This is a genomic window from Paenibacillus darwinianus (assembly GCF_000598065.1).
GTDB lineage: Bacteria > Bacillota > Bacilli > Paenibacillales > Paenibacillaceae > Paenibacillus_I > Paenibacillus_I darwinianus.
Genome location: NZ_KK082132.1, coordinates 12,972 through 26,259, shown reverse-complemented (window position 1 = coordinate 26,259; position 13,288 = coordinate 12,972). Strand labels below are relative to the sequence as shown.

Sequence of the window (13,288 nt, the reverse complement as noted above, 5' to 3'; positions counted from 1 at the left end):
CTTCTGCCGGCCGCCTGCCATGCCCGCAGCGCCAGCGATTCGCGCCTTCAGACGCTTCACAGCTTCCCCGAGCTGCGCATCGTTGGCCGTGTCCATGATCCGCTCGCCAACGCGTTCTTCCAGCTTTTCCGCCGTCTTAACGTCTACCCGTCCCGTAGCGGACAAACCGGCCTCCGTCTGAAAAGCGCGTACCGCCGCTTCCGTCCCGGAGCTGAAATAACCGTCCTTCCTTCCGGGTATGTAGCCGAGCGCATCAAGCATTACCTGCATGCTTCGAACATCTTCATCCACCATATCCCGCACCAGCGTATCCGTCTTCGAAATGCGGGCGACCGAGAAATACTCGGGCTGAGCCACGGCGACGTCCGGCACGATGCCTTTGTCCTGCACCCAAGTGCCGCTCGGCGTCAGCCACTTCGCAACCGTCATCTTCACCAGGCTCCCGTCTCCGGTTGCCTCGTAATCGCTAATCTGCACCGTTCCTTTCCCGAAGGAGGTTTCCCCGATCAGGAACGCCCCCGCCGACTCCTTCAACGAGGCGGCCAACACCTCGGAAGCGCTCGCGCTGCCTTTATTGATCAGAACGCCGAGCGGATACGGTTTGGCCTCCCCCTTGGACAACGTCTGCTGACGATTCCCGGTCTTGTCTTCCTTTAAGACGATAGGCTTGCCCCGCTCGATGAACGTCTGGGCGATCGACACCGCCGCAGGCAGCACGCCGCCCGGATTGTCCCGGACGTCGATCAGCAACGCCTGCAGCCCCTGCGCTTCAAGCGTTGCCAGCTCTTCACGGAAACGGTCGGGCGTGTTCAGCGAAAACATCCGGATTTCGATCTTGCCGATGTTCCCGGGCAGCATTTCTGCATAAACCGTCTCAAGATCGATATCGTCGCGGACGAGAATGAGCTGCATCGGCTGATTGATGCCTTTTCGCTGCACGGTCAGCTTCGCTTTCGTTCCCTTCGGTCCCCGGATCATCGATACGGCTGTGGCCAGGTCAAGCCCTGCAAGCGAATCGCCGTTCACCGTCAACAGTACATCCTGAGCCCGCAAGCCGGCGCGCTCCGCCGGAGAATCCTTCATGGCCGATATGACGACGATCTTGCCGTCCTTGACCGTCAATTCGGCGCCGATTCCGGTAAATGAGCCTTCGATCGACTGCGATAAATTACGGGCTTCCTCCCGATCCATGTACACAGAGTAGGGATCCTGAAGCGCCGAAACAATGCCGGTGATTGCGCCGTCGATCATTTCGTCCCGGGTCAGCTCCCGGTAAAATCCGCCTTCGACAAGCCGGAATACGGCGTTCAGCTTGTCGATCTCCTTCGCGCCCAATCCGCCCTCGACCGTCGCCTTTTCCGTACTTCCCGCCAATCCCCGCAATTTCGGCACCGCCAGCAGCCGATCGGCGACTGTCAGCGTGACCAGCACCGAGCCCATTACGGCAATCAGAACAAACACCGCGACCGTCCGGCCCCGAAAAAGCATGACACCCCTCCATCGATAAGTTATCCAGAGCAGACGGAAAACCGCCAACCGTGCTGTCACACCCGGTTGGCGGCCGATCGTCCGTTGCCTGATGGCACAGTTAACCTTATAAATAACCGGACGGACTAACCGCCTGGTCGTTCAACCTGACTTCAAAGTGCACATGATTGCCGGTCGAGTTGCCGGTGCTGCCGACCTCCGCGATTTTCTCGCCCCGCTTAACGGTCTGGCCTTTCTCCACTTTAATTCCGCCTTGGCGAATATGCGCGTACAGCGTCCACATCCCGTTCCCATGGTCGATAATAACGGTGTTGCCGTACCCGCTCCACGATTGCGCGAGGATGACCGTTCCGGCCTCCGCCGCATAGATCGGCGTACCGAGCGGCGCAGCCATATCCAAACCGGTATGCATCGATCCTTCGCGTCCGGTGAATGGATTAACGCGCGGTCCGAATCCGGAAGTCAGGCGGTATTCGTCCTTAAGCGGCAGCGCCAGCTTGCCGCCGGTGTTGTAATACACGACGTTTTTCTTCTTGCGCCGCTTCTCCATCTCTTCTTTTTCCTTCTTGGCCAACTGAAGCAATTGCGCCTTCTGCTCCGCGGAGATCGTTTCAAGATCCTCGGTACGCTCCTCCAACTCCGCCATCTGGTTGTTGTACTGAAGGATCATCACTTCTTTATCCTGCTCTTTTTGTTTAAGCGTATTGTAATAGTTTTCCTTCTTGCGGTAAAGCTGCTGGATACCGGCAAGCTGCTGCTCCACCTGCTGCTTTTTCTCCTCGATCAACAGCTTGTCCGACTTGAATTGTCCCAAAATAACCTTATCCTGCGACAAGATGGACTGCAGCGAGTCAAAGCGGCCAAGGAAATCGGAGAAGCTGTTTGCATTGAACAACACGTCCATGTAGGACACGAAGCCGCTTGTGTACATTAACCGCATCCGCGACTGCAACAGCTCGTCCCTCGATTCGATACGCGCTTGCGTATCCTCCAGCGCCTGAGCTGCGTTGAGCAGATCACTCTCGGTCGCGGCGATTTGCGCGGTTACAGTCTCCATCTCGGCATTGACGGAATTAATCTGCTCGATGATGAGGTTGATCGATTCGGCTGTGGCCGTTTTCGCTTGCGCTACGTTCTGCTTGGCATTGTCAACCTTCCTCAGGTTGTTCTCAACGTTGTTCATATCCTGCTTCAAGCGGCTGATCTCGCTGCGAATCTTATTCAGCCCGGAGGCGGCCTCCCCCTCTACCGGACGAAAAACCACCGAGGCCAGTAGGATAAATGCAAGAAATAGCAAACCTTTTTTCATGTTCCGTTGTCACCTACACTTTCAAATACTTGCGCACGGAAATCGTGCTTCCCCAAATGCCGATCGCCGTTCCCAGGCCGATCAGCAGCGACCCTACCAACAAACCGGATTCCTGCAGCGTGACCAGCTTGATCATCATCAGACCGAGCTCGAACTGCGATACGGCGACAAGCCGCGAATAGCCGAACAGCAGAACGGCGGCCGTGATGCCCGAGCCGATCAGACCGATCAATGCGCCTTCGATGAAGAACGGCCAGCGAATGAAATAATTGGTCGCGCCGACCAGCTTCATAATGCCGATCTCGCGCCTGCGGGCGAATATCGTCATCTTGATCGTATTGGAAATGAGGAACATCGCCGTAAGGGCCAGGCCCAGAACGATGACCAGCCCGACGTTGCGCACAGCCTTCGTCACCTTGAACATCGTTTCAACCGCGCCTTGTCCGTATTTCACGCTCATAATCGGCGCCGTGGCGTCGTTATCGCCGATCGCCTTGATCTTTTTGGCTACGAAGCCGATTTGCTCGGGATCCGCGACTTCCACCGTCAACGAGTCGGGAAGCGGATTGTTCTCCTTATCGTAGCCCTCAAGCAGCGTCGCGCCGTCCTTTCCAAGATTCTCCCGGAGCATTTCGAGTCCTTCCTCCTTGGAGACCGGCGTCACCTTGCTGACCTCGGGCAGGTTGCCGATCTGGTTAAGCAATTCGTCTTTTTTGGCCTGTTCGATGTTCAGCGACAGGAAAACGCGGATTTGAACCTGACTTTCGATCTGTTTCGTCAGGTTATTGATGTTAAGCGCCAGCAACATAAAAACGCCGAGAATGAACAGCGATATGAAAATCGAGCTGATCGACGCAAACGACATCCAGCCGTTCCGAACGATGTTCAGGGCGCCCTCGCGAATGTGGCGGAGAATCGTACTAAATCTCATACCCGTACTCCCCTCTTGCCTGATCGCGAACGATAACGCCGTTCTCAATCGCAATAACGCGCTTGCGCAGCGAGTTGACGATCTCCTTGTTGTGCGTGGCCATGACGATTGTCGTCCCGCGGAAATTGATTTCCTCCAGCAAATTCATGATACCCCATGACGTTTCGGGGTCGAGATTGCCCGTCGGCTCGTCGGCGACAATGACGGACGGATTGTTGACGATCGCCCTTGCGATCGCAACCCGCTGCTGCTCGCCGCCCGACAGCTGCGAAGGCAAGCTGGCATGCTTGGCCTTGAGGCCGACGAGATCCAGCACCTCCATCGTCCGTTTCCTGATCAGCCGGCGCGGCGCTTCGATGACCTCCATTGCGAATGCTATGTTCTCATACGCGGAAAGCTTCGGGAGCAGCCGGAAATCCTGAAAAATGACGCCGATGTTGCGGCGGACGAACGGGATCTTGCGCTGCTTCAGCTTCCCGATGTTAAAGCCGTTGACCGAAAGCTGCCCCTTCGTAGGCACCTCTTCCCGGTAAATGAGCTTCATGAACGTCGACTTGCCCGCACCCGAAGGCCCGACGAGATAAACGAATTCGTTGCGATCTATAAGAACGGATACGCCCTTTAGCGCATGCGTTCCATCAGCATAGGTCTTCCAAATGTCGTGCATTTCAATCACCATATCACATCCTGTTGAGAGTCAATCATACTTATTCGACATAAAAATCGAAATTCCTTTAAAAATGGCCGTAATGTTTAAGTTTTAACAATTCTCATAATGGTATTTCCAGGCGGAAATCCGACGATGTTCAACAATGAAAAAGTCGCATTTTGTCGATTTTTATAAGCGTCTGCTCGGGGGCAGGCAAACGGACTGGCATGCTTTCCCTTCGCTTTTCATACAGTTGAGTAAAAGATGCGGCAATCGAGGTGGCTTGTTTATGGAAAACAGACGTGGGCTTATCATCGCGGTCTTGGCCGCATGGATGTCCGCAGCAGTCGGCTGGGGTGCGCTCGTTATGTATGCCTCTCCGAACAACGTGCCGGAAGGCGTTACCGCAGGCGGGGTTGCGATCGGCGGAATGCCGGTTGACCACGCCCTGAAGAAGCTTGACTTGACTTGGGACAGCCTGGAATCGGGCAGCGTTGCGGTGGAGAGCGCCAACGGCCGAACGGTGCGATGGAAGCGCTCGGAGCTGGGCTACGGAATTGCACGAGATGAAGCGTTGATTGCCATTCGCCGTCTCCGGGAGGGCAGCGTGTGGAAAAGAGCGCGTTACCGCTACGCTTTCCCTAAGCAGCTCCGCGCCGAACAGTCGTGGGGCAAAAAAACGTTCGTCGCGGCTGTCCGGCGGGAATGGAGCTGGCTTGAATCCGGCCGACCGACTAACGCGACGCGTACGATAACAGAGGACGATCGGGTTGTCTATCAGTCGCATACGGTCGCCTACCGGGTCGATTACGACGCGTTGTTCGCGGCAGCTGTGAAGGCAACGGAGGCTTCTGCAGACAGCACGTCCCTGTCCGAGGGCGGTCGGCATGAGTCCGGCCGGGAGCCAGAGGTTGAGGTTGAGGTTCGGCCCATCAAGCTGAAGCTGCCGATGGAGACGGTCAAGCCGGACATCACTCTGGAGCGTTTAAAGGCCGAGGGCGTCGAGCGGAAAATCATGACGTTCACCACGAAGCTCGGCAGCAGCGCCGCCGGGCGGCTCCATAACGTGGAGGTTACCGCTCGCACGCTCAACGATTGGACGCTCGCGCCAGGCGAGACGTTCGACTATAGCAAGGTAGTTAGGGCCGTGCAGATCAAGTACGGCTACCGCGAGGCTCCGGTTATTCTCAACGGCAAGCTCGTGCCCGGGATTGGCGGCGGCATTTGCCAGGTGTCCACCACCTTGTATAACGTCGTGCTGCGCGCCGGTCTGGAAATCGTGGAGCGCCGCAATCACTCCCTGCCCGTGTCCTACGTGCCGATCGGGCAGGACGCCACCTTTGCGGAGGGGGCCATCAACTTCCAGTTTAAAAATACGACCGGTAAACATATCGTCATCCGCTCCGGGGTGGAGGGGCGCCAGCTCACAGTCAAGCTGTTCGGAACCATGCCGGCAAATGTCCGCTATGAAATCGAGTCGAGAACGGTGAAGCTGCTGGAGCCGCCCGTGAAGCAAATTTCGGATGAATTCGCTCCTTCGGGCGGCCAAAAGGTACTGCAAGCCGGCAAAGCCGGCTACATCGTCGAGACGTACCGCACGCTCGTGCGGGACGGCAAGGCGGTGAAGCGCGAGCGGGTGTCGCGCGACACGTATCGGCCGACGCCGATCGTTGTGCTGGTCGGCGGCGCACGCCCCGACTCCGGCGCCGCGAAGGATGGAGACAACAGCGGGGGCGTAGATGGGGGCGGGGGCGTGAATAAAACGCCGCTGCTCGAGGACGGCGTAAAGGCGCGAAACTGACGGTTAAGGCGGCTGCGCAACGCCAACCATGATCCCAAACGCAAAAGGCCGTTCAATCCCCGCATCGCTGCGGGATTTGAACGGCCTTTTCACACTTGCCGCTTATTTGCTTTTTTCTGCGTATGCAGTCACCCACGCAGCGCTCCGCTCCAGCTCGGCTTCGGCGCGGGCAATCGCCTCCGTCACCTGGGGAGTCGCGGTGCCGCCGTAAACGTTGCGCGCATTGACGACGCTCTCCGGCTGCAGCACCTCATAGATCTGCTCGTCGAACAGCTCCGAGAACTGCTTGTACTCGTCCAGCGTAAGATCGAGCAGGTACTTGTTCTGCTGAATGCAGTACAGCACCGTCTTGCCGATTACTTCATGCGCCTGCCGGAACGGCAGTCCTTTGCCAACGAGGAAGTCGGCAATGTCGGTCGCATTCGAGAAGTCCTTATTGACCGCTTCCCGCATCTGCGCCTTGTTCACCTTCATCGTCGCGATCATCGGCGCGAACAGCTGCAAAGCTCCCTGCAGCGTGCGCACCGTATCGAACATGCCTTCCTTGTCCTCCTGCATGTCCTTGTTATAGGCAAGCGGGAGCGATTTCAGCACCGTAAGGAGGCCCATGAGATTGCCGTAGACACGGCCGGTTTTGCCACGGACCAGCTCCGGCACGTCCGGATTCTTTTTCTGCGGCATGATGCTGCTGCCCGTGCAGAAGGCGTCGTCCAGCTCCACAAAGCGGAACTCCGTGCTCGACCACAGAATCAGCTCCTCGCTCAGCCGCGAGAGATGCATCATGATGATCGACGCGTGCGACAGGAACTCCAGGATGAAGTCCCGGTCGCTGACCGCATCCAGGCTGTTCTCGTACACGCGGCCGAAATTCAACTGCGACGCGACAAAATGGCGGTCGATCGGAAACGTCGTACCGGCAAGCGCGCCGGCGCCCAAGGGCAGCATATCGATGCGCTTGTAGCTGTCCTGCAGCCGCTCGGCGTCGCGGCCGAACATCGAGACGTACGCCATCAGATGATGCGCGAACAGAATCGGCTGCGCGCGCTGCAAATGCGTGTAGCCCGGCACGATCGTGTCCAGGTTCGCCTTCGCCTGCCCGATCAGCGCGCCCTGCAGCTTGTGCAGCAGCTCGACGAACTCCACCACCCGCTTGCGCAGGTACAGGTGCATATCGGTCGCAACCTGGTCGTTGCGGCTGCGGCCCGTGTGCAGCTTGCCGCCGACCGGACCGATATCGTCGATCAGCGTTTTCTCGATATTCATATGGATGTCTTCGTCGGAGATCGAGAACTCGAGCTCGCCGCGCTTGATTTTGTCCAGCACGCGGTTCAGTCCGTTCTTGATCGTATCCACGTCTTCCTGCGGCACGATTCCCTGCTTGCCGAGCATCGCCACATGCGCCAGGCTGCCCTGGATGTCCTCCTCGGCCAGCTCCTTGTCGAACGTGATCGACGCCGTATAGTCCTCCACCAGCTGGTCGGTTTTTTTCGTAAACCGGCCGCCCCACAATTTACTCACGATTCGTTACGCTCCTTTACGCATAAAAACTTACCCGAGCAACAGCCGCCCGGGCAAACCAACACGATTACTTTTGTTTCGATTGCTCGACGCCCGAGGACACTTTAAGCCGCAGCGCGTTCAGGCGGATAAAGCCCGTCGCGTCGCCCTGGTCGTAAGCCTTGGACGGATCGGCCTCCATCGTGGCGATGTCCGGATTGTACAGGCTGACCGGGCTCTTCACGCCTGCGCCGATCACGTTGCCTTTGTACAGCTTCAGCCGGACGACGCCGGAGACGTTCTTCTGGCTTTCCGCAACGAGCGCTTGCAGCGCAAGCCGCTCCGGCGCGAACCAGAAGCCGTTGTAAACCAAGGTCGCATATTTGGAGATGAGCGAATCCCGCAGGTGCATGACATCGCGGTCCATCGTGAGCGACTCCATTTTACGGTGTGCGGTGAACAAGATCGTGCCGCCCGGCGTCTCGTATACGCCGCGGCTCTTCATGCCGACGAACCGGTTCTCCACCATATCGACGCGTCCGATGCCGTGCTTGCCGCCCAGCTCGTTCAGCTTCTCCATGACGCCAAGCGGATTCATCTGCTCGCCGTTCACGGCCACACAGTTGCCTGCCTCAAACGTCAGCTCGACATATTCGGCCTGATCCGGAGCATCCTCCGGCGATACGCTCAAAACGTACATGTCTTTGTTCGAATCCGCGCTCGCATCGAACCAAGGATCCTCGAGCATGCCGCTCTCAAAGCTGATGTGAAGCAGGTTGCGGTCCATCGAATACGGCTTGGAGGCCGACGCCTGCACGGGAATGCCGTGCTTCTCGGCATAGGCGATCATTTCCGCGCGTCCCGGGAATTGCTCCCGGAATGCTTCAAGCCGCCAAGGCGCAATGACCGCGATATCCGGCGCCAATGCCGCCGCCGTCAGCTCGAAGCGCACCTGGTCGTTGCCTTTTCCGGTCGCGCCGTGCGCAATCGCAACCGCGCCCTCGGCGCGCGCGATGTCGACCATCCGCTTTGCGATGAGCGGACGCGCAATCGACGTGCCGAGCAGATATTGTCCTTCGTAGAGCGCGCCCGCCTGGAACATCGGATTGATGAAATCTTTCGCGAATTCTTCCCGCAGATCGTCGATGTAAACTTTGGACGCGCCGGTGGCAAGCGCCTTCTCCTCGAGGCCGTCCAGCTCTTCCTTTTGCCCGATGTCGGCCGTGAATGCAATGATTTCCGCGTCGTACGTTTCCTTCAGCCATTTCAGAATGACCGAGGTGTCGAGGCCGCCCGAATAGGCCAGCACGATTTTATCCTTCGCCATAACGTTTCTATTCTCTCCTTCGCCAAAATAAATGCCGTTACTTACATAATCGCCGCCATAATCGCCTTCTGCGCATGCAGCCGATTCTCGGCTTCGTCGAATACGATGGAATGGCTGCCGTCGATGACCTCCGCGCTCACTTCCTCGCCGCGATGCGCGGGCAGGCAGTGCAGAAACACGTAATCAGCCTTGGCGTATTTCACAAGCTCCTCGTTGACCTGATAGTTCTTGAACGCAATCTCGCGCTCCTTCTGCTCGGCTTCGAAGCCCATGCTCGCCCACACGTCAGTGTAGACGATGTCGGCCCCCTCGATCGCTTCCCGCGGGTCGCGCACGACCTGGATCGTAGAGCCCGTTTCCGTGCCCATATCCTTCGCCTGCCGGGTCAAATCCTCATCGGGCTCGTAGCCTTCCGGCGAAGCCACGGACATATGCAGCCCCAGCTTAGCGGCGCCGACCATGAGGGAATGAACCATATTGTTGCCGTCGCCGATGTAGGCGATTTTCAGTCCTTCCAGGCGTCCCTTATGCTCCAATACCGTCTGGTAATCGGCCAGCGCCTGGCACGGATGCGCGTAATCGGTCAGCCCGTTGATGACCGGAATCGTGGCGCCGCGGGCCAGCTCGATCACCGTCCGGTGGGCGTAGGTGCGGATCATGATGCCGTCGAGGTAGCGCGACATCGTCTGCGCCGTGTCCCATACCGTCTCCCCGCGGCCCAGCTGCAGGTCGTTTTTGCTTAGAAAAAGCGCATGCCCGCCGAGCTGGTACATGCCCACCTCGAACGAAACGCGGGTGCGCGTCGACGATTTCTCGAAAATCATGCCGAGCGTCTTGCCCTTAAGCGGCTGGTACGTGTCCCCGGCCTTCTGCTTGCGCTTCAACTCGACGGCCAGATCGATCAGGTAACGGACTTCCTCCGGCTTGAAATCGGCCAGCGCAAGGAAATCCCGCCCCTTCAAGTTGACGGCCATTTCTTCTTTTACGGTTTCTTGCACTTCCTTCACTCCCTTAATAGTTCACCCGCTTAAGCGGAAAATGTCGCGTTCACTGCGCAGTCGCAGCTTGACCCTCCAGCACGCCGGCCAAAATGCCGACCGCCAAGTCGATTTCTTCATGGGTCACAAGCAGATTGGGCAGCAGACGGATGACTTCCGGTCCGGCCGTGACGACAAGCAGCCCTTGGCTGCGCGCTGCCGTCACCAGATCGCCGACCGGTCCCGCGCATTCGATGCCGATCAGCAGCCCTTGGCCGCGCACTTCCTTGACGAACGGATTGCCGCCGAGCCGCTCACGCAGCTGCGCACGCAGATAGTCGCCGGCTTCCGCGGCGCGCTCCGGCACCTTGTCGCCGACGATCGTCTCCACGGTCGCTTGGACGACCGCCGCCGCGATTGGCGTGCCGCCGAACGTCGAGCCGTGGCTGCCTGCGCCGAACGCTTCGGCCAGCTTGCCCTTCGCCAGCATGGCGCCGACCGGGAAGCCGCTGCCGAGCCCTTTGGCCAATGTGAAAATATCCGGCTGAATGCCGTAATGCTCATACGCGAACAGCTTGCCTGTCCGGCCCATGCCGGTCTGAATCTCATCCACGATCAGCAGCAGACCATGCTTGTCGCACAGCTCCACGACCGTTTGCAGGAACGCCGGATCGACCGGATGGACGCCGCCTTCGGCCTGCACCATCTCAAGCATGACCGCCGCGGTGTTCCCGTTAATCGCTGCCTCCAGCGCCGGCACATCGTGCAGAGGAACCGTCACGAAACCTGCCGGCAGCGGGGCGAAGCCTTCTTTCACCTTGTCCTGCCCGGTAGCCGTCAGTGTCGCCAGCGTCCGGCCGTGGAACGACTTCGTGAACGTGATTACCTCGTAACGCCCGGTGCCGAGCACCTTCTGATGGTAACGGCGCGCAAGCTTGATCGCCGCTTCATTCGCTTCCGCGCCCGAGTTGCAGAAGAACACCGCTTCCGCATGGCTGTTGTCGGTCAGCAGCCTGGCCGCTGCCTCCTGGTGCGGGATATGGAACAGGTTGGACACATGCCACAACTCGTCGAGCTGCTTCACCAGCGCGTCCTTCACCTTCGGCGGCACATGGCCGAGGTTCGTTACCGCCAGCCCGCACATGAAGTCCAGGTATTTGTTGCCTTGATCGTCCCACAGCCAGCTGCCCTGCCCTTTCACAAGCGCAACCGGATAACGGCCGTAAGTCGGAAAAAGCGAGCTTGCCGCGTTAGTTCCTGTCATAATCGTTCCACCTCCGAAAAATGATCGATCGGATGCCATGCTCCCATCCGTTAAAAGCTAGGCGCGCACGATGCGCGTTCCGATGCCGCCCTCGCGCAGCGCCTTGCCGAGCACGCCGGGCTCGTCGCCGTTCACGATTACGACCTCCCGCACCCGGCCCTGAATGCACTGAATTGCCGCACGAACCTTCGGGATCATGCCGCCGTATATTTCGCCGCTCGCAATCATCGCTTCAATGTCCGCGACGGAAACTGTCGGCAGGGCGCGTTTCTCGCCTTCTACCGTCTTCAGAATACCCGGCACATCGGTGACAACGATCATGCGCTCCACGCCAAGATGCGACGCCACTGCCCCGGCTGCGGTGTCGGCGTTAATGTTGTAGCGCTGCCCCGCATCGTCGATGCCGATCGGCGCGACGACCGGAATGTAGCCCATATCCATGACACCCTCGATTACCGCGGCGTTCACGTCGGTTACATCGCCAACGAAGCCGATTTCGGCGCTGTTCGATACGGGCTTTGCCTGTATGAGCTTGGCGTCGACGCCGGACAGGCCGAGCGCCTTCGCGCCGCTCTGCTGGATTTTGCGCACGATCTCTTTATTGATCCGCCCTGCCAATACCATCTCGACGACGTCGAGCGTCGCCTCATCGGTTCGGCGCAAGCCGCCCACGAAGGCCGATTCGATGCCGAGCTTCGTCAGCGTCTCGGAGATCGCGGGGCCGCCGCCATGCACGATGACCGGCTTCACGCCCTCCTCCTGCAGCCGGCGCAGCTCGTCGAAAAATGACGCCGGCAACGCCGCAAGCGTGCTCCCGCCGCATTTCATCACAAAACATTGTTCCGTCATCGCAATTTCGTTCCTTTCCGCTTGCGTTCGCTTATGTCCGATAGGCGGCATTGATCCGCACGTAATCATACGTCAGATCGCAGCCCCAGCCCGTCGCTTCGCCTTCGCCGTAGTTCAGGTCGACATGAATATGAACCGTGTCGCCCTTCAAATAGTGAAGCGCCCGCTCCTCGTCGAACGGGACCGGCCGGGATTGCGCCAGCACCGTGATGTCGCCGAGCCGAATGTCCACCGTCTCCGGGTTGACCGGCTGGCCTGCGCGTCCTACTGCGGCGATGATGCGCCCCCAGTTGGCGTCGGCGCCGAACACGGCCGATTTCACGAGCGACGAGCCGATAACCGTCTTCGCAATCGCGCGCGCAGACTCGTCGGTCAATGCCCCGCGGACGCGCACCTCGATCAGCTTGGTTGCGCCTTCGCCGTCGCGGGCGATCGCCTTCGCCAGCACCTCGCATACGTAGCGCAGCGCATCGGCGAATTTGCTCCAGTCCGGATGGCGCTGCGTCAGCTCCTCGTTGCCCGCCAGGCCGCTCGCCATGGCGACCAGCATGTCGTTCGTGCTTGTATCGCCGTCGACCGTGATCATGTTAAAGGAGAGATCCGTCGCATGGCGCAGCAAAAATTGCAGCGATTCGTTGCCGATGGCCGCGTCGGTCGTGACGAAGCCCAGCATGGTCGCCATATTCGGATGAATCATGCCCGAGCCCTTCGCGGCGCCCGCGACATGCACGGTGCGGCCGTCGATCTCGACGGCGACGCAAACCGTCTTTTCCACGAGGTCGGTCGTCAGAATCGCCTGGCTGAAATCGTCCGCTCCCGTTTTGTCGCCGTTCAGACGGGCCGGCATTTGGGCGATGCCCTCCAGCACACGGTCCATCTTGAGCAGCTCGCCGATCACGCCGGTCGAGGCGACCGCGACGTGGTGCGCTGGCACGCCGATCGATTCCGCGAAGGTGTCGCGCATCTTGCAGGCGTCGGCCTCGCCCTGCTTGCCGGTGCAGGCGTTCGCGTTGCCGCTGTTCACCAGCACGGCGCGCAGCTTGCCGTCCCGGCCGATACTCTCGCGCGTGACAAGCAGCGGAGCCGCCTGAAATACATTCGTCGTATACACGCCCGCCGCCGATGCCGGCACCTCGCACACGATGGCGCCCAGGTCATGGCGGGTCGTTTTCTTCAAGCCGCAGTGCAGGCCGCCC

11 protein-coding genes are annotated in these 13,288 nt (G+C 59.3%); 1 reads left to right on the top strand and 10 read right to left on the bottom strand.

The window, feature by feature from the left end; translation table 11 throughout:
* From BG52_RS02355 to ftsE, 4 genes are all read right to left on the bottom strand, one after another.
* Positions 1 to 1,488: S41 family peptidase (locus BG52_RS02355; RefSeq protein ID WP_081793513.1), on the bottom strand; the 1,488-nt coding region annotated here is incomplete at its 3' end.
* 106 nt (positions 1,489 to 1,594) lie between these two features.
* The gene (locus BG52_RS02350; protein WP_036582032.1) at positions 1,595 to 2,797 is read right to left on the bottom strand and encodes a murein hydrolase activator EnvC family protein; all 1,203 of its coding nucleotides are present in this window, start codon (positions 2,795 to 2,797) and stop codon (positions 1,595 to 1,597) included.
* Positions 2,798 to 2,810: 13 nt separating this feature from the next.
* On the bottom strand, positions 2,811 to 3,728 hold the full coding sequence (gene ftsX / locus BG52_RS02345) for a permease-like cell division protein FtsX (RefSeq protein WP_036666783.1): 918 nt from the start codon (positions 3,726 to 3,728) through the stop codon (positions 2,811 to 2,813).
* Entirely contained in the window at positions 3,718 to 4,404 is a 687-nt protein-coding gene (ftsE, locus tag BG52_RS02340; RefSeq protein ID WP_036582077.1) for a cell division ATP-binding protein FtsE, read from the bottom strand. Before ftsE ends, ftsX begins: the two co-directional genes overlap by 11 nt.
* 262 nt (positions 4,405 to 4,666) lie before the next feature.
* On the opposite strand from ftsE, the gene BG52_RS02335 reads away from it, so the two are divergent.
* The gene (locus BG52_RS02335) at positions 4,667 to 6,178 is read left to right on the top strand and encodes a VanW family protein (protein WP_190287441.1); all 1,512 of its coding nucleotides are present in this window, start codon (positions 4,667 to 4,669) and stop codon (positions 6,176 to 6,178) included.
* Between the two features lie 102 nt (positions 6,179 to 6,280).
* Here BG52_RS02335 and argH read toward each other — a convergent pair whose 3' ends face one another.
* The 6 genes from argH to argJ all read right to left on the bottom strand — a co-directional run.
* Complete coding sequence (gene argH, locus BG52_RS02330; RefSeq protein WP_036582036.1) at positions 6,281 to 7,696, bottom strand: argininosuccinate lyase; 1,416 nt, start codon at positions 7,694 to 7,696, stop codon at positions 6,281 to 6,283.
* Positions 7,697 to 7,763: 67 nt separating this feature from the next.
* A complete protein-coding gene (locus tag BG52_RS02325; RefSeq protein ID WP_036582038.1) occupies positions 7,764 to 9,002 on the bottom strand; it encodes an argininosuccinate synthase in 1,239 nt (412 codons plus the stop codon).
* Between the two features lie 41 nt (positions 9,003 to 9,043).
* Positions 9,044 to 9,976: an ornithine carbamoyltransferase gene (gene argF / locus BG52_RS02320; RefSeq protein ID WP_036582082.1), complete on the bottom strand. Its 933-nt coding sequence runs from the start codon at positions 9,974 to 9,976 to the stop codon at positions 9,044 to 9,046.
* 73 nt (positions 9,977 to 10,049) lie between these two features.
* Positions 10,050 to 11,243: an acetylornithine transaminase gene (locus tag BG52_RS02315; protein ID WP_036582041.1), complete on the bottom strand. Its 1,194-nt coding sequence runs from the start codon at positions 11,241 to 11,243 to the stop codon at positions 10,050 to 10,052.
* 57 nt (positions 11,244 to 11,300) lie between these two features.
* Entirely contained in the window at positions 11,301 to 12,092 is a 792-nt protein-coding gene (argB, locus tag BG52_RS02310; protein WP_036582084.1) for an acetylglutamate kinase, read from the bottom strand.
* A 31-nt stretch (positions 12,093 to 12,123) separates the two neighbouring features.
* Positions 12,124 to 13,288 (bottom strand): bifunctional glutamate N-acetyltransferase/amino-acid acetyltransferase ArgJ (argJ, locus tag BG52_RS02305; RefSeq protein WP_036666781.1); only part of this gene is annotated, 1,165 nt, incomplete at its 5' end.